18 protein-coding genes and 1 tRNA gene are annotated in these 17,204 nt (G+C 48.3%); 16 read left to right on the top strand and 3 right to left on the bottom strand.

Annotated features, from left to right (window positions below; translation table 11 throughout):
• The first annotated feature begins 32 nt into the window (after positions 1-32).
• Genes ACR0QN_RS05840 through ACR0QN_RS05830 form a run of 3 tightly spaced genes read left to right on the top strand, consistent with a single transcriptional unit; the run spans position 33 to position 1,805 of the window.
• Complete coding sequence (locus tag ACR0QN_RS05840; RefSeq protein WP_432650261.1) at positions 33-719, top strand: DUF3592 domain-containing protein; 687 nt, start codon at positions 33-35, stop codon at positions 717-719.
• A 47-nt stretch (positions 720-766) separates the two neighbouring features.
• Entirely contained in the window at positions 767-1,441 is a 675-nt protein-coding gene (locus ACR0QN_RS05835) for a DUF3592 domain-containing protein (protein WP_432650260.1), read from the top strand.
• 4 nt (positions 1,442-1,445) lie between these two features.
• Complete coding sequence (locus tag ACR0QN_RS05830) at positions 1,446-1,805, top strand: DUF4186 domain-containing protein (RefSeq protein WP_432650259.1); 360 nt, start codon at positions 1,446-1,448, stop codon at positions 1,803-1,805.
• On the opposite strand, the gene ACR0QN_RS05825 is transcribed toward ACR0QN_RS05830, so the two are convergent.
• Both ACR0QN_RS05825 and ACR0QN_RS05820 read right to left on the bottom strand, forming a co-directional pair.
• Positions 1,793-2,116, bottom strand: a complete 324-nt coding sequence (locus ACR0QN_RS05825) for a PadR family transcriptional regulator (RefSeq protein WP_432650258.1) — start codon at positions 2,114-2,116, stop codon at positions 1,793-1,795. The genes ACR0QN_RS05830 and ACR0QN_RS05825 overlap by 13 nt on opposite strands.
• Positions 2,117-2,129: 13 nt before the next feature.
• Positions 2,130-2,792 (bottom strand): DUF2812 domain-containing protein, encoded by a 663-nt coding sequence (locus ACR0QN_RS05820; protein ID WP_432650257.1) that lies wholly within the window; start codon positions 2,790-2,792, stop codon positions 2,130-2,132.
• A gap of 202 nt (positions 2,793-2,994) precedes the next feature.
• On the opposite strand from ACR0QN_RS05820, the gene ACR0QN_RS05815 reads away from it, so the two are divergent.
• Positions 2,995-3,510: a helix-turn-helix domain-containing protein gene (locus ACR0QN_RS05815; RefSeq protein ID WP_432650256.1), complete on the top strand. Its 516-nt coding sequence runs from the start codon at positions 2,995-2,997 to the stop codon at positions 3,508-3,510.
• 138 nt (positions 3,511-3,648) lie between these two features.
• Here ACR0QN_RS05815 and ACR0QN_RS05810 read toward each other — a convergent pair whose 3' ends face one another.
• Positions 3,649-4,557, bottom strand: a complete 909-nt coding sequence (locus ACR0QN_RS05810; RefSeq protein WP_432650255.1) for a mechanosensitive ion channel family protein — start codon at positions 4,555-4,557, stop codon at positions 3,649-3,651.
• Positions 4,558-4,776: 219 nt separating this feature from the next.
• On the opposite strand from ACR0QN_RS05810, the gene ACR0QN_RS05805 reads away from it, so the two are divergent.
• From ACR0QN_RS05805 to ACR0QN_RS05750, 12 genes are all read left to right on the top strand, one after another.
• Complete coding sequence (locus ACR0QN_RS05805; protein ID WP_432650254.1) at positions 4,777-6,411, top strand: hypothetical protein; 1,635 nt, start codon at positions 4,777-4,779, stop codon at positions 6,409-6,411.
• A 73-nt stretch (positions 6,412-6,484) separates the two neighbouring features.
• On the top strand, positions 6,485-7,456 hold the full coding sequence (gene prmA, locus ACR0QN_RS05800; RefSeq protein WP_432650253.1) for a 50S ribosomal protein L11 methyltransferase: 972 nt from the start codon (positions 6,485-6,487) through the stop codon (positions 7,454-7,456).
• On the top strand, positions 7,440-8,324 hold the full coding sequence (locus ACR0QN_RS05795; RefSeq protein ID WP_432650252.1) for a hypothetical protein: 885 nt from the start codon (positions 7,440-7,442) through the stop codon (positions 8,322-8,324). The genes prmA and ACR0QN_RS05795 overlap by 17 nt, the downstream gene beginning before the upstream one ends.
• Before the next feature lie 18 nt (positions 8,325-8,342).
• A complete protein-coding gene (locus tag ACR0QN_RS05790; RefSeq protein WP_432650251.1) occupies positions 8,343-9,509 on the top strand; it encodes a hypothetical protein in 1,167 nt (388 codons plus the stop codon).
• The gene (gene dusB, locus ACR0QN_RS05785) at positions 9,506-10,474 is read left to right on the top strand and encodes a tRNA dihydrouridine synthase DusB (RefSeq protein ID WP_432650250.1); all 969 of its coding nucleotides are present in this window, start codon (positions 9,506-9,508) and stop codon (positions 10,472-10,474) included. The genes ACR0QN_RS05790 and dusB overlap by 4 nt, the downstream gene beginning before the upstream one ends.
• Complete coding sequence (rimI, locus tag ACR0QN_RS05780; protein ID WP_432650249.1) at positions 10,471-10,905, top strand: ribosomal protein S18-alanine N-acetyltransferase; 435 nt, start codon at positions 10,471-10,473, stop codon at positions 10,903-10,905. The genes dusB and rimI overlap by 4 nt, the downstream gene beginning before the upstream one ends.
• On the top strand, positions 10,902-11,918 hold the full coding sequence (tsaD, locus tag ACR0QN_RS05775; protein ID WP_432650248.1) for a tRNA (adenosine(37)-N6)-threonylcarbamoyltransferase complex transferase subunit TsaD: 1,017 nt from the start codon (positions 10,902-10,904) through the stop codon (positions 11,916-11,918). Before rimI ends, tsaD begins: the two co-directional genes overlap by 4 nt.
• A 4-nt stretch (positions 11,919-11,922) precedes the next feature.
• Positions 11,923-12,744: a JAB domain-containing protein gene (locus ACR0QN_RS05770; protein ID WP_432650247.1), complete on the top strand. Its 822-nt coding sequence runs from the start codon at positions 11,923-11,925 to the stop codon at positions 12,742-12,744.
• 27 nt (positions 12,745-12,771) lie between these two features.
• Positions 12,772-15,603 carry an excinuclease ABC subunit UvrA gene (gene uvrA / locus ACR0QN_RS05765; protein ID WP_432650246.1) on the top strand — a complete coding sequence of 944 codons (2,832 nt, stop codon included), beginning with the start codon at positions 12,772-12,774 and terminating at the stop codon, positions 15,601-15,603.
• 4 nt (positions 15,604-15,607) lie between these two features.
• Positions 15,608-16,276 carry a uracil-DNA glycosylase gene (locus tag ACR0QN_RS05760; RefSeq protein WP_432650245.1) on the top strand — a complete coding sequence of 223 codons (669 nt, stop codon included), beginning with the start codon at positions 15,608-15,610 and terminating at the stop codon, positions 16,274-16,276.
• Positions 16,277-16,320: 44 nt separating this feature from the next.
• Positions 16,321-16,869: a barstar family protein gene (locus ACR0QN_RS05755; protein WP_432650244.1), complete on the top strand. Its 549-nt coding sequence runs from the start codon at positions 16,321-16,323 to the stop codon at positions 16,867-16,869.
• A 96-nt stretch (positions 16,870-16,965) separates the two neighbouring features.
• A tRNA-Thr gene (locus ACR0QN_RS05750) sits at positions 16,966-17,041 on the top strand.
• Positions 17,042-17,204 lie beyond the last annotated feature (163 nt).

Below are 17,204 nucleotides of genomic sequence, written 5' to 3'. Positions count from 1 at the left end.
ATGGAGCCTGCGGGCATTTTTTCGGAGGAATTATGGAGCGATACAAGTGGAGTTTTCCGTTTACATTTATCGGAGTGATATTTTTTCTGTTCGGGGTAATATTTGTGATAATTGCGGCTGCGAACATTGCGGGCTGGGAGGAGTTCAGAAAGGACGCTGTGTCGGTTAATGCCACAATAACCGACATTGATACCCACACCGAGCGGAGAGGCAAGAAGAAAAAGACATATCACGATGTTTTTGTTGAGTATGAATATGAAGGTGTTACCTATTCTGATGAGCTTGATTATTACACCTCGGGAATGAAAGAGGGGGACGATGTGGAGATATATGTTGATCCCGAACGCCCCTCAGACAGCCGCAGCAAGCCGTATTTAGTTTCCGGAATAATGGGTCTGTTTGCGCTTATATTCGGCGGCATCGGGGCAGGCTTTTTAGGTCACGAGATCAGAAGAAGCGTTATCGTCAACAGGCTAATTGCAGAGGACAAATTCATTTATGCAAATTACTCACACGAGGAAAAGGCAAATGTAACGGTGAACAAGGTGCGGTATGACCAATCGGTATTTGTCTATGATGACGGTTCGGGACGAAAAATGGTGTTTAAGGGCGAGCCGCATCACCCAAGCTCCCGTCCATATATTCAGGGCGACACTATGAAGGTCTATGTGGATATGGAAAAGGATCCGGGGAAGTATTACGTTTCAAGAGAGAAGTGACGTTTTCGCTGACTGCGGCTTTGCAGATCTTTCGGAGGGTAAAAATTATGGAGCGTTATAAGTGGAATTTTACATATATGGCGATCGGCGGATTATTTTTTGTATTTGCCCTTATCACTTTGTTGGCATCGGTTAAGGAATTTAAAAGCTGGAAGGAGTTTAAAGAAACGGCTGTGCCCGTTGCCGCCCGTATAACCGATATCGAGAGCTACACCGATGATGACGAGACAAAACACAGGGTTTTCATTGAGTATGAATACGAAGGCGAAAGATACTCGGATAAGCTCAGCTACTACATCACGGGAATGAAAAAAGGGGATACGGTGGAGATCTATGTGGATCCCGACGCTCCATCGTACAGCCAAAGCCATTCTGTTTTGCTTTCGGTATTGTCGTGGGTGCTGATGCTTGCATTCGGCGGCATTGGCGTGGGGCTTATGGGTCACGAGCTTAAAAGAAGCATTTACATAAACAGACTCATTGACGAGGATAAATATGTTTACGCCTATTACTCGAATGAGGAGAAGTCGGGCTATTCGGTGAACGAGGTGGAGTATAACTGTTCCGTATTTGTTTACACAGACGCTTTCGGAAATGAACGGAGGTTTAAAAGCGAGCCTTATTCCCCTGACGCCAATCCCTATGCTCCGGGATATCGGGTAAAGGTATATGTGGATATAGAAAAGACTCCCGAAAAATATTACGTTTCAAGAGAGAAGTGAGGGTATGCAGACCGTTGACGAGGCTCTTATGAAGCTTAAAAGGTCTGATTTCCGGGCAAGGTTTCATCTGTCTGCGAAGGATATCGCATACATTGACAGGGTGGGAATGGAGACTGTCCGCAGGCATTGTAGGGACTTTATTGCAAGTCGTCTTGCGCCTGCGGATATACCAAATGACGGGAAGCAGACTCCTATGAGGGGACACCCCGTTTTCATCGCTCAGCACGCCTGCGCCTGCTGCTGCAGGGGGTGCCTTGAAAAGTGGTACCGTGTGCCCAAAGGCAGGGCGCTGACTGAAAATGAGCAGGAGAGGATAGTAAAGCTCCTTATGACGTGGATTGAGCGGGAATATCACAAGGGCTGACCCTTGTCATTCAGTATCCCTTTTCCGTCGCTGACCATTTTTTCAAGCCTTTCAAATTCTGCTTTCAGGACGGCTTCGCCCTCGGGAGTGATCTTATAAATCTTTCGTCTGCTGTCGCTGTCAACCATTTCAATAAGCCCGTTTTTAACAAGCCTTGTAAGCACTCCGTAAAGGGTTCCAGGACCCATTTTTACACGTCCGCCTGATATTTTTTCTATCTCCTGCATTATGGCATAGCCGTGATTTGGGCTGTACAGGGCAAGCAGTATATAATACATTGCTTCGGTCATAGGTTCAGATGTGTTTGGCATTTCAAAGCTCTCCTTAAATAATTTCCGATAATACGCTGCACACAGCCCACACGCATATCACTTCGGTAATGATAAGAAAGCAAACGGACAGTATGATGGACAGCTTGTAAAAACGCTGCAGCCTTTCTGTGCTCTGACCGCATTTTTCCGATAGCTCCGAGGCTGCATTAACGCCGGCTTTTGCGATCCTTGCGATATAATAAAAGCTGTACAGCAGATATGGGATATCAAATATTACAAAGGATGCAAGGACTCCGAGGCTTTGGCGGCAATAATAATAAAATGCGGCGCCAAGATTTATAAGCATATAGCAAAGAAAGAAGCTCAGGAAAATACCGATAGATGAATACGCTGCCTGCACAGTGCTTTTGGCAGCTTCTCTGAGGTCGGTATGGACGGGATAGGGGCTGTCTGAGTCGTTTATGTAAACGCTGTAAAGAGCAGAGCCTGTTACATATTCCCAGCCGAAATCCTTGTAGAGACTTTTTTTCTCATCGTCGGGGGATTCTCCAAGCTCTACATAGGCTGTGATCTTTTTGGGGGTCGATCTGATAAACGAAGCACAGTCGTATCTGACGGCATAAAGCTCCCAGCCCTTCGCATATTTTTCCTCAATACGCCTTGCCAGTTCCTCGGCGGAAAGCTTTGCCATTGTCATTGTGAAATCATATTTCATAAGGTCTCTCCCTTTCTGATATTATGCGTCACGATATATCGTATGACGTAATAATATAATATTATTTTCTGTTTGTCAAGTGCTTTGGCAAATTTTTTATAGACATTCGGCGGGAACAGGATGAAAATACGTATTTCCCGCAATGTGTCCTGTACATTTTCCGATCCGTCTGATATGATGAGAATTGAAAGGAGGTCCCGAATTGGATCAGAAGAAGATAGGCAGCTTTCTCAGAGAGCTGCGGAAGGAAAAAGGAATTACTCAGGAGCAGCTGGCAGAGCTGACGGGCGTTTCCAACAGAAGCGTTTCACGCTGGGAAACGGGTACTAATCTGCCCGACCTGGATATTCTCATTCAGCTTGCAGACTACTACAATGTAGAGCTGCGGGAAATTTTAGACGGTGAAAGGAAAGATGTACAGATGGATAAGGAAACAAGAGAAACTGTTCTCAAGGCGGCTGATTACAGCAATATGAAAAAAATGGATTTCTCAAGAAAGATATTTTATTTCTTCATTGCAGGTCTTATTGCAGATGCAGCATATATGATACTGCTTTTTTCAGACGCAGGAGAGGAGTTTGATTTTCTTTCGGGACTGTGCCTCGGTATAATGACAGGTGTGCTTATTCTGGGAGTGATATATAATTCTCGTTATATGGCAAAGCTTCGTGCTCTGAAGCTTCGTCTGATCGGGAAAGACCGGGGACAGGATATGTGATCTGACAGACAGCGCTTTATGATTACTGTATGAGCAAACCGCCTTGTGAAGATGAACGGCTTCACAAGGCGGTTTGTTGTGCGGTGAAACAATTTTTTTGAAAATGCTTGACAAATCAGAATAAATGTGCTATAATTATTATACAGCCTTTGAAGCTTTGTCTTTGAGATTAACGTCAAGCTTGGAGTAGGGTATCTCGATGCCGTTTTGGTCAAAGGCGGATTTGACCTGCTCGATAAGGTCGAAATAGACTGTCCAGTAATCGGGGGTCTTTGTCCAGACCCTTACGGTGATGTCAACAGAGCTTGCGGAAAGGTCGGAAACACGGACAAATGGTGCGTCCTCGGACAGAATGAGCTTATGCTCGGCGATAACGCCGCTTATTATTTTTATGGCTTCTTTGAAATCTTCCTCGTAGGCAATGCTGAATTTCAGGTCTACACGGCGCTTTTCCTCTCTGCTGTAGTTAATTAAAGTATTGCCGGATATCATACTGTTGGGTATGTAGATGACCTTATTGTCTACGGTGAGGAGCTTGGTGGAGAGGATACTGATATCCTCCACGGTGCCCTCATTACCGTTGGTGCTTATAAAATCACCCTTGACAAAGGGCTTGTTCATAAGTATAAGAAAGCCGCCTGCCACATTGGAAAGGCTGTTTTGCAGGGCGAGTGCCACGGCTACGCCTGCTGCGCCTATGGTGGTTATGATGGAGGTCATAGGTATTCCGAGAGTGGACAGGGTTATGACTATCACAAAGGCGGTGAAGATTATGCCGATGAGGGAGCGGAGAAAGCCCTGGGCTGTCTCGTCTATACGGCTCCTGCCCATTGCCTTGTCGATGATGTGGAGAAGTATTTTTGCGATTATCTTGCCTGCGATGTAGATGATTATCGCTGTTACTACGGTGGGGAGATAGGCGATAAGTGCGTCGTAAAAGCTTTTTAGAACTGTGCTGTCAACAGTGCCGCTGGAAACGGCTTCCATTACGTTTTCCGCTTCGCTGACAATGGCGGGGGCGGTGGTTTCGATAATTGTTTCTTCCATATTTCGGTCAGTCCTTTCTTAAAATATCCAAGATAAATTATAATGATTTTTTTATACGGATAAGTGGACAGAATGTGAATATACATCAAATAAAAATCAGATGAAATTTTCTCGTGACGGACAGTCGGAAAATCCCTGCGCCCTTGACGGTTTCGGCAAAATGTGTTATAATTTCAGTAAATTCGCATAAAAATTTTATATCGGAAAGACGGGAATAAAATGAAAGGCAACAAATTAAGCGGACGGCTTCTGGGCGCTTTTATCGCTGCGGCGGTGATGATCGGGATCACGGCGCTTGTGTCTGTGAGAGCCGTCAGGGAGCTGGGTGGTTATTACGCTGAATGTTCGGAAGGCTCTGCCGCACGCAGTACTCAGATTTTGGCGGCGAGGGACAATATACTGGGTGCTGAAAGGGATATCCTTGCGGCGCTGGCTTCTTCGGACGAGGCTGCGGCAGATGGATACATAGAAGCGGCAAGGAGCGAGCTTGATGCCCTTGAGGACAGTCTGCTTTACGATACAGATGGTGTATGGAGCGGAGCTGCGCCTGTGGAGGAGCTTATTGCTGCTTCTCAGGTGAGAGACGCTGTTTTCGGAAGCGTGGGCGGCGGAAATATGAAGATAGCACGGAATGTTTTTTTCAGCGAGTATCAGCCTAAGCTGCTGGCGGCGGCGGAATATACGGATAAGCTTCTTGCAGATCTGTACGCAGAGGGCGGAAATGTTCCCGTTCAGATATCGGCAAGGGCTTTAAAATATTCACGTGTATGTGTGGGAATGGGTCTGCTGGGCATTTCGGCGGTCACGTTCATTGCATTGTACATTGAGAAAAAGCTGAGAGAGAATGTTGTGGAGGAGACTGAGGACGAGGCTGCTCCCGAGGACAAATATGAGCCTGTTTCACCCGAAAGGGAAGAGGACGATCGTCTTGCGGAGGCTGAGGAGGCTATTTCAAACGCTGTTAACTGCATAAACATTCTTGCAGACGGCGACCCCGACGCTGCGGCTGACGGGGAATATCCTTATCGTTACGAAAATGTGCTGTCTGCTGTCAGAAAGATGAAGGCAAGGCTAAGATTTATAAGCGCTCAGATAAACCGTGCGGCGGAGTTCGTTTCGGCGGAGTCTTTGAGAGTATCGGACAATGCGGAGGAGCTTTCTGCTGCTGCAGAAGAACAGGAGTCAACGGCGGAAAGGCTTTCGGGCAGCTTCGGGGAGATACGTTCGCTTATTTCTAAGATCGGCGGCTCATATGAAAATATCCGGAGCCTTGGAACGGAAAACGGAAGGCTTATGGAGGACTGTGCAGGCGAGCTGCGGAATGCGGAAAATGCTCTTGATATGCTAAGAAATAGTGCAGAGGAGATGGAGGGGCTTGCAAAGGCGGCGGCGGACATTGCTTCCCGTGCAAATATGCTGGCGGTAAGCGCTGCTATGAATGCGGCAAAGGGAGAATGCTCGGGCAGAAGTCTTGCCGCTCTGGCAGACGAGGCAAGGAGTCTGGCTTTAAGCTCTGCCGAGGCTTCATCTCAGGCGGCTGAGACAGTAAAGCTGTGCGGCGAGAGGATAGGGACAGGTACAAAGGCTATTGCTGCTGCTTCCGTCTCCGCTTCGGATGCTTTTAAAAATACGGAGGATATGGCAGGCAGGGCGGCGGCTCTGGAGCAGCTTTGCGAAAAGCAGTCAGAGGCGCTTTCTTCGGCGGAGAAATGTATGGAGAAGATATCGGGCTTTGTGCTTCTGAGCAGGAATGCTTCGGAGGAATATGCCGCTTCGGGCAGAATGCTTTCCGAGCAGTCGGGGGCTTTGAAAAAGATAGTTATCGGACGCTCCGATACGGCTCAAAAGGTTTGACTATTAAAATATACTGTGGTATAATTAGAGACGTACCATAATTATGATGAAAAAATTCGGGAGGAAATTTATTATGAACTGGACTGAGGTAAATATATACACAACTACTGAGGGCATTGACCCTGTTTGCGGAAGGCTTCTGAATGTGGGCGTTACGGGATTTCAGATACGTGACGCAAAGGATTTTGAGGATTTTCTCAACGACAAGACGGGCAACTGGGATTACATTGACGACGATCTTATGAATTTAAAGGACTGCGAGACCTGCGTTACCTTTTATCTTGCGGATAATTCTCAGGGTGCGGATATGCTGGCTATGGTAAAGACAGAGATGGCGGAGCTTGCGGCTATGGACAGCGAAAAGAAGTTCGGCAGGCTTGTATGCGAGCTTTCAAATGTCCGTGAGGAGGACTGGGCTAACAACTGGAAACAGTATTTCAAGCCTCTTACTGTTGGCGAAAAGCTGGTTATCAAGCCCTCCTGGGAGAAGTATGATGCAAGTGATGACAGGACGATCCTGGAGATAGACCCTGAGTCCTCTTTCGGCACGGGTCAGCACAACACCACTCAGCTTTGTCTTGAAATGCTGGAAACAAATCTCTCCGAGAAGGACAGGGTGCTTGACATTGGCTGCGGAAGCGGTATTCTTTCAATTGCGGCGCTGCTTCTGGGTGCGGACAGCGCTTGTGCGGTTGACATTGACCTTAACAGCGTGAAAATTGCGGGACAGAATGCGGAGAAAAATCATATTTCCGTTGACAGGTATATTACTTATGCGGGTAATATCATTTCCGACGAGGCTCTGAGGGAGAAGATAGGCGGCGGATATCAGCTTATTACGGCGAATATCGTGGCGGACGTGCTTATTGCTATGGCTCCTATTTTCGGGCAGTTCCTTGTTCCTCATGGAAAGATAATCATTTCGGGCATCATTATTGAGCGCTGTGACGAGGTCATGGAGGCTATGGAGAAAAATGGATTTATCCGCACCGAGCTTCGTGAGTCGGGCGGCTGGGCTGCGGCGGCGTTTGAGATGGGTAAATAAGGAGAGAGACAGAGTGAAAATAAATGGGCTTTTGCTGTGTGCCTGCATTTCGGGCAGCGTATTGCTCTCCTCCTGCGGCACGGGGAATGAAGAGGTCACGGACACTTCTGTTCCAGAGACGGATATGTCTGAAACGGGAATTCAGACCGAAATTGTCACAACCGAGTTATCCGAAATTGTTATTTCGGAGGAGCCTGTTCAGACCGCTTCCTCCGAGGACGTTATGCGGCTGATCGACGAGTCGGAGAGACCCGAGATAATCATTACCGATAATTCCGGCTTCGAGGAAATTATGCTTGCAGGAAAAATGGCAGGCGAATATTACGGACGGGCGGCAGAGGAGTTTTTCGGGTTCGGGATAGAATATGACTGGAAAAACATTGGCGGCGAGTGGTTACAGATTGACGGTATAACGGGCATTGCGCCTTATCTTGTGAACAGCGGTTATCGTGAGTTTTCGGGATATTACACCGACAGGGATAAGGATATTTTCGCTCCTATGGACTATGAAGCCGCAAAGCAGTTTATTATGGCTCGCATCGGTCTGACGGAAAAGGGCTTCTGCGAGCTTTGTCAGAATTCTCCCAGCAATTATTTAGGTATTGACGGGGCGCTTTACATAAATTCGGGTGACGGAGGTCAGGCAGGCTGGTCATACAGCCGCATTACGGGCTATGATATGAGTGAAAACTCAGTCACTTACAGCTGTGAAAGAGTTGGAGACGCCGAGGAATGGAGTTATGAGGAAGATATTATTGCTCCGTTTACTTTCACTCTTGCCCTTGAGGACGGGGTATGGAAGCTGGACGGCTGTTCATACGGCGAGGGGCTTTTTGATCTGGCAGGTATTGAAAGCGAAATCGAATAAACAATTAAGGAGAAGCCTATGAAGCTTGTATACACATCTGAAAACAAGATATACCGCATTGACGGGGGAAACAAATCTGAGATACCCTGCGGGCGGATAAACAAATACAAGGAGACTCTTGAAAGCATTCGCCGTCGGACGGAATGGAAAACTACCGGCACGGGCGCACAGTTTACGGGCGCGGCAAGGGCAAATACGGGGGAGCCTGTTATTTCCGCAAGGATAACGGGTCTTTGCGAAAACAAGGGCGAGCTTATTTACGGCGTGGGGCTGGACGAGTCCTGCTCTCTGTATCGGAGAAGCTTTGACAAGACGGACGAGAACGAGGGGCTTATCCTTTCGGGAAACGAGCTTTATTTCGGTGCATTCGACTGCTATGAGGGCAAAATGGCTTTTAGTCTCGGGTCAAATCCGAGGGAGCTTCACATTGCGGTGATGGAGCCGCCTGCTTCTGCTTATGACGAGCTTACGGACGGTGACAGCGTTGAGGAAAATCCCTACTGGAGCAGGAGTCACAAGAACCGCATTTATTTTTCCTCTGCGGGAAACGGGCGGAATGAATATGGCGCTGTGGCGGCGGTCTCCCCTCGGAGCGGCGCTTACATTGATGTGGACAGGGGAGAGATGGAGGAATTTCTCTCAGACCCAAAGAGCGATTTTCTTAGAATAAAGGATGACAGCTTCGGGAATATTTTCTTTATCCGTCAGCCTTATGGCGGCGAACAGGAAAAAGAGGGCTTCAAATTTACGGATATCCTGTTATTCCCATACAGAATTTTAAAGGGATTTTTCGGGTGGCTGAATTTCGTTTGCACTATGTGGGGAGGCGAGTCCCTCAAAAGCGGAAGTGACGGTCTGCCTTCCTATACGAAAGCGAAGCAGCGTTCGGAGCGGGATATTATCATTGAAGGCAATATCATCAAAGCCGAAAAGCTTGCAAAGGAAGAGGACGCTAAGGAGGACGGCGGCTCGGTTATGCCCTTGTCACGTGTGCTTGTGAAAAGAGAGGCTGACGGCAATGAGACGGTGATAAAGAAGGGCGTTCTGGATTATGCACTGTGTACCGACGGGAAGATTATCGTTTCCGACGGGCGAAAGCTCATTCTCATTGACGGCGAGAAGGAGACGGTCATTGCCAAGGCAAGGCTTGCTATGAATATTGTTTTGGAGGAATATCCCGAGTGAATATCGGTAATGTGGAAATAAAGAAAACTGCCGCTCTTGCGCCTATGGCTTCGGTGGCGGACAGGGCTTACAGGCTTGTCTGCAAGGAACATAAGGCGGCGTATATGGTATCTGAAATGATATCTGCAAAGGGGCTTTGCTACAGCGACAGGAAGACCGAAGAACTTTGCACCGTTGACGACAGGGAGCGGCCTTATGCATTGCAGATATTCGGTGACGAGGCGGAGTTCTGCGGCAGGGCTGCGGGTATGCTGATGAAATACCGCCCCGATATTCTTGATATCAATATGGGCTGCCCCGTTCCGAAAATTGCGGGAAACGGCAGCGGCAGTGCGCTTATGAAAGACCCCGACAGGGCTTATGATATTGTCAGGGCTGTGGTTTTAAGCAGCGATGTTCCCGTAACGGTGAAAATTCGTGCAGGCTGGGACGAGAACAGCGTAAATGCTCCCGAATTTGCAAAGGCGATGGAGTCGGCAGGTGCGGCGGCGGTGACTGTTCACGGACGGACGAAAAATCAGATGTATCACGGGAAAGCAGACTGGGGTATCATCAAAGCGGTGAAGGAGGCTGTGGGTATTCCCGTTATCGGAAACGGGGATATTTCCTGTGCCGAGGACGCTTTGAGAATGTATAAAGAGACGGGCTGCGACCTTGTTATGGTGGGCAGGGGGAGTTATGGAAACCCTTGGATATTTGAGCAGATAGAGAGCTTTCTTGAAAGCGGAATTATCCCCCCTCAGCCCGATTTGAATGAGCGGCTTGACACTATGCTGAGGCAGGCGGAGTTTGCTGTACAGTTCAAGGGTGAGCGTATGGCTATGGCGGAGGCAAGGCGGCAATGCGCCTTTTATCTTAAAGGGATAAAGGGGGCGGCAGGATATCGGGGCAGGTGCGGTCAGCTGTCGGGTCTTGATGATGTGAGAGAGCTTATAGCCTGCATAAGAAAGGATATGGGCTTATGATAGCTTTGGCAGAGGGGTGCTTCATTTCACAGATTGCGGAAATAGAAAAGGCGGCATTTTCCGATGCTTGGTCGGAAAAATCCCTTGAGAGTGCGCTTTCCGAGGAGACGGGTATCTTTCTTGCAGAGGTTGATGGCGGCGAGGTAAGGGGATATATCATCGGCTCCTGCGACGGGTTTTCGGGATATATCGAGCGCATTGCGGTAAATGCCGCTCACAGAAAAAAGGGCATTGGCAAACAGCTACTTTCCGCATTTGAAAAGGCGCCTCCCGAAACGGCTGAGAGCATTTCACTTGAGGTAAGGGCTTCAAATTCGCCTGCCATAGGGCTTTACGGTTCTTTCGGATTTGAACGGGCGGGGGTCAGGCGGAATATGTATTCCTCCCCGAAAGAGGACGGGATAGTTATGATTAAAAAGGTGATAAAATGAGCGTTAAAATTCTTGGAATCGAGTCCTCCTGCGACGAGACTGCGGCTTCGGTCTCTCTGGACGGACGGACTATTCTTTCTAATATTGTGGCTTCTCAGGTGGAGGAGCATAAGAAATTCGGCGGAGTTGTGCCCGAAATTGCTTCGAGACGGCACGCTGAAAATATTCTTGAGGTAGTAAGGGCGGCTCTTGACGAGGCTAAATGCGGACTGCCCGACATTGACGGCATTGCGGTCACATATGCTCCGGGGCTTATCGGTGCGCTTCTTGTGGGCACAAGCTTTGCAAAGGGGCTTGCTATGGCTGCGGACAAGCCCCTTATACCCGTTCATCACATTGCGGGGCATATTGCTTCAAATTACATTGCCCACCCCGACCTTGAGCCGCCTTATCTCTGTCTTGTGGCGAGCGGAGGTCATTCGCAGATAACCGAAGTCCTGAGTTACACCAAATTCAGAGTTATCGGCAGGACGAGAGATGATGCGGCGGGGGAGGCTTTTGACAAGTGTGCGAGAGTGCTGGGATATCCGTACCCCGGGGGCGTTCACATTGACAGGGCGGCAAAAAAGGGCGACCCGGACAAGTACAAGCTGCCTATTCCCAAGGTAACGGGCAGCGAGTATGATTTTTCATTCAGCGGACTGAAAACGGCGGTCATAAATCTGGCGCACAATGCGGAGCAGAAGGGGGAGACACTTGACAGCGACAGTCTGGCGGCAAGCTTTCAGAAAACCGCCGCAGAAATGCTTGTGAGCAAAACGGTTGAGGCGGCAAAGGCTTTCGGATACAAGACTGTTGCGGTGGCAGGCGGTGTTTCCGCAAATTCGGGTGTGAGGGAGCTTATGCTTCACGAATGCGGCAAGAGGGGAATTAAAGTCTATCTCCCGCCTCTCGATTTGTGCGGGGACAACGGTGCAATGATCGCCTGTCAGGGATATTACGATTTCCTTGACGGAAAAAGGGCGGACGAGAGCCTTAATGCGGTGGCTACTCTGAGCCTTGAGGACATCTGAACTGGTGAACGGAGCGGTGAGTATGGATATTTCCGAGCTGGAAAATGCTCTTGACACTTTGCGGGAGGACGAGCTTGACAGGGCTTTGACCGAAAAAAAGGAAGAGCTGAAAAATGCTCCCACGAAGTCTGACGAGGATATGCGGAGAGAGTCTGCTAAGGGTCACAGGGGACGGGTAAAGGAGCGTTTCCTTATATCGGGTCTCGGTGGCTTTGCGCCTCACGAGATACTTGAGCTTTTGCTGTTTTATGTTATCCCTCAGAGGGACACAAAGCAGATTGCCAAAGAACTGATAAAAAAATTCGGCGGCGTGGCGGGAGTGTTCAATGCCGATGTTTCCGAGCTTACTGAGGTAAAGGGTATTACCGAGAGTGCGGCGGTGCTTTTCAAGCTTATACCGCAGCTCATAAGCGTTTATTATGCGGAGGAGCGGAAGGGTGTTTCCGTTACGACTACGGCTCAGCTTTCCGAGCTTTTCAAGCCCTATTTCGTGGGCTCGGGAACGGAGAAATTTATGCTTGCCTGCTTTGACAGCTCGCTCAGACCTCTTTCGGTTACGGAAATAAGCAGGGGCACATCTGCATATACTTCGGTGGAGCTGAGAAAAATAATGAGTGCGGCAATTGACAGCGGCTGTGCTATGGCGGCGCTGGCTCATAATCATCCGCTGGGTGCTCCGAAGCCCTCGGACGAGGATATTGCGGTGACAAGGCGGATAAATGAGCTTCTGAAAGCGGTGGATATTCGCCTGATGGATCATATTATTGTGGGCGGATCGAAATGCTATTCTATGCGGGACGGCGGCGATCTGGGAATTTTTGACTGATTTGATAGATTTGAGAGGAAAATAAAAATGCCTATTGATAAAATCGTTATTAAGGGTGCGAGAGAGCATAATTTAAAGAATGTTGACTTAGAGCTTCCCCGTGACAAGCTTATCGTTATGACGGGACTTTCCGGCTCGGGAAAGTCATCTCTTGCATTCGACACCATTTACGCCGACGGTCAGAGAAGATATGTGGAGAGCCTTTCTTCCTATGCGAGAATGTTTCTCGGTCAGATGGACAAGCCCGATGTGGACTCTATCGAGGGGCTTTCTCCCGCTATTTCCATTGACCAGAAAACTACCTCGAAAAATCCCCGTTCAACGGTGGGTACGGTAACGGAGATATACGATTATTTCCGTCTGCTTTACGCAAGAATTGGTATTCCCCATTGTCCCGTCTGCGGCAGGGAGATAAAGCAGCAGTCGGTAGATCAGATAATCGACAAGATCTCCGCACTTCCCGAGGGTACGAAGATCCAGATACTTGCTCCCGTTGTAAAGGGACGCAAGGGCGAACACGTTAAGGAGCTTGAGCAGGCGAAAAAGTCGGGCTATGTACGTGTACGAATTGACGGAATTGTTTACGACCTTTCCGAGGAGATAAAGCTTGAGAAAAACAAGAAGCACACCATTGAAATTGTTGTGGACAGACTTGTGGTGAAGCCCGAAATGGGAACTCGTCTTTCAGACAGCATTGAGACTGCTTCGGGTATTTCGGGGGGAACTGTTATCTGCGACATTGTGGGCGGCGAGGAAATGCTTTTCTCTCAGAATTATGCCTGTCCCGAGCACGGCGTTTCTATGGAGGAGCTTTCTCCGAGAATGTTCTCCTTCAATAATCCTTACGGTGCTTGTCCGAAATGTACGGGACTTGGTGTTTTTCGGAAAATTGACCCGTCTCTTATCATTCCCAATCCCGAGCTTTCCATTAAAGAGGGCGCTATCAAGGCAAGCGGCTGGGGGACTACGGACGACGGCTCAATCGCTATGATGTATTTCAAGGGCATTGCTCAGTTTTACGGTCATTCGGTCACAGAGCCCCTTAAAAACTGGAGCGATGAGGCTATTCACGCTTTGCTTTACGGTACGGGCAATGAGAAGCTAAAGCTCCATCGTGCCACCGATTACGGCGGAGGTGTTTATTATCAGCCCTTTGAGGGAATCGTGAACAACCTTGAGAGACGTTACAGGGACAGCAATTCCGAATGGAGCAAGGCAGACATCGAGCAGTATATGTCCGAAGAGCTTTGTCCCGAATGTCACGGAAAAAGGCTTAAAAAGGAAATTCTCGGCGTTACCGTGGGCGGAAAAAACATTGCGGAGGTAACGGAGCTTTCCGTTTCAAGCTGCTATGAGTTCTTTGATAAGCTTCAGCTTTCCGAGAGGGAAATGTATATCGGAGAGAGGATAGTCAAGGAGATTAACAGCCGTCTCGGTTTCCTAAAAAGTGTGGGACTTGAATATCTCACCCTTTCCCGTTCGGCAGGCACTCTTTCGGGCGGCGAGTCTCAGAGAATAAGGCTTGCTACGCAGATTGGCTCTTCCCTTGTGGGCGTGCTTTATATACTTGACGAGCCGTCTATCGGACTTCATCAGAGGGACAATGACAAGCTTATCGGCACCCTCAAGCGTCTGAGAGATTTGGGAAATACACTTATCGTTGTCGAGCACGACGAGGACACTATGAGGGCGGCGGATTTTATTGTTGATGTGGGACCCTATGCAGGAGTTCACGGCGGCGAGATAATCTGCACGGGTACGGTCGAAGATATTATGAACTGCGAGCGCTCCATTACCGGCGCATATCTCAGCGGAAGGCGGAAAATCCCCGTTCCCGAGGTGAGAAGAACGGGAAACGGCAAGTTCCTTACAGTTAAGGGCGCAAGTGAGAATAATCTCAAGGGTGTGGACGTTTCAATTCCTCTCGGCACATTCACCTGCGTTACGGGCGTCAGCGGTTCGGGCAAATCTTCTCTTGTAAATCAGATACTTTACAAATATCTTGCGGCAAAGCTTAATCGTGCAAGGACAAGGGCAGGCGCTTTTGACACCATTGAGGGCATTGAAAATCTTGACAAGGTTATTGATATTGACCAGTCTCCTATTGGCAGGACGCCCCGTTCAAATCCTGCCACATATACGGGAGTTTTCAACAATATCAGAGACCTTTTTGCGGAGACCAATGACGCAAAGACAAGAGGATATACCTCGGGAAGATTTTCCTTTAACGTTAAGGGCGGAAGATGCGAGTCCTGCGAGGGCGACGGTATCATCAAGATAGAAATGCATTTCCTTCCCGATGTGTACGTTCCCTGCGAGGTGTGCAAGGGAAAACGCTATAATCGTGAGACCCTTGAGGTGAAGTACAAGGGCAAGAGCATTTATGATGTGCTTGAGATGACTGTTGACGAGGGTGTGGAGTTTTTCTCAAATCATCAGAAAATTTACCGAAAGCTCCTGACATTGCAGGAGGTGGGTCTGGGATATATAAAGATAGGTCAGCCTGCTACCACTCTTTCGGGCGGCGAGGCACAGAGAGTAAAACTTGCCACTGAGCTTGCAAGGCGGTCTACGGGCAGGACTATCTACATTCTTGACGAGCCTACCACGGGTCTGCACACGGCAGATGTTCACAAGCTGCTTGAGGTGCTTCAACGGCTTACAGAGTCGGGAAATACGGTGCTTGTAATCGAGCATAATCTTGATGTGATAAAAACGGCGGACTATATCATTGATCTGGGCCCCGAGGGCGGCGACAAGGGTGGAACTCTGGTTGCCTGCGGCACTCCCGAGGACATTGCCGAATGCGAGGAGAGCTACACGGGAAGATATCTTAGACCCCTTCTGGGAAAGGAATGAGAAAATGGTTAATTTCGGAAACGAATGGGACGAAATAATGGCGGGGGAGTTTGAGCTGCCCTATTACAAGGAACTGAGGGAATTTCTCAAGCAGGAATATTTCACAAGGGAAATTTATCCCGATATGCATAATATCTTTAACGCTATGAAGCACACGTCATATAACAATGTGAAGGCGGTCATCTTAGGACAAGACCCCTATCACGAGCCGGGACAGGCTCACGGGCTTTGCTTTTCGGTGCAGAAGGGCTGCCCCATTCCCCCGTCATTACAGAATATTTACAAGGAGCTGAATGCCGACCTGGGCATTCCTCCCGCACCTCACGGGGAGCTGTACAAGTGGGCGGACAGCGGTGTTCTTATGCTGAACACCGTTCTGACCGTTAGGCGGGGACAGGCTAATTCCCACAAGGGCAAGGGCTGGGAAATATTTACCGACCACGTTATCGGGAAGCTGAACGAGCGTGAAAAGCCCATAGTTTTCCTGCTGTGGGGCGGCAATGCAAAGGCAAAGAGGTCGCTTATCACAAATCCCAATCATCTTGTTCTTACGGCGGCGCACCCCTCGCCGCTTTCGGCATACAACGGATTTTTCGGGTGCAGGCATTTTTCAAAGTGCAATGAGTTCCTTGTATCTCACGGCATTGAGCCTGTGGACTGGAGGATTGAATAGGCTGTATATCATTCGGAGAAGCTGTATAAAAGACGGTGAAGTCTATGGATATTCAAAAATATTTTTTTGCATTTGTTTATGATATGATATCGGTATCTGATTTTGAGAAGTGGGTGTATGAAAATGCCGATATTATTGAAACAAAAGTGAATGCAGATATTTTAAGTGAGCTTTTAGAGTGCGATTATAATTCCTACATAGACCTTGCTCACATCAGGACGGTTCTTCGTCAGGCTTTCGGAGACTGCTTTGAGAATTATGCAGGCGGCTTTGAGTGTGAGGATAAAATTTTGCAGAATATGATTCTGCGGTATGAAAATGAAAATATTCCCCGGGGTACGGTAACCATTGACATAACAGGTGTATCCGACCCGAGAGAGCTTCAAAGGCGGCTGAGAACAGCTTTTAAATTTCCAAAATGGTATGGCTTGAATTGGGACGCATTTTACGATATTGCGGACTTGTCCGAGATCGAAAGGATCAAGCTTGTAGGATTTGAAAACCTGTATCAAGCTATACCCGAGGAAGCACACAAGCTTCTTTATGCGCTTGATGCCAATAAAAGCGATAACTGCGATGTAGTGATCATATAAGTTTTTTCTCTGCAAAAGCTTTTTTTAAGAAAAAACTATTGACTTTTTCCCCGATTTATACTATAATATATTCAGCGTTTTCTTCGCTGAATATATGCTAGTGTAGCACAGTTGGTAGTGCAGCTCATTCGTAATGAGCAGGTCGCGTGTTCGAGTCACGTCACTAGCTCCACTTACTTACGCCGTCTGCGAGGTTTGATATAATCCCCTTAGAGTAGACACTCGAAAAAACAAAAATTTCGAGACTACACTAAGGGGGTAATTTTATGCCAAGAAGAAGTCATAAGAACAAGAAGTATTCAACAGAACTAAAGCTGAAAGCGGTAAAAGAATAT

The sequence above is a fragment of the Huintestinicola sp. genome, assembly GCF_050874005.1.
In the GTDB taxonomy this organism is placed as follows: Bacteria; Bacillota; Clostridia; order Oscillospirales; family Ruminococcaceae; genus Huintestinicola.
Note: the sequence above shows the minus strand (reverse complement) of the source record. Positions and strands in the feature narration are given on the sequence as shown.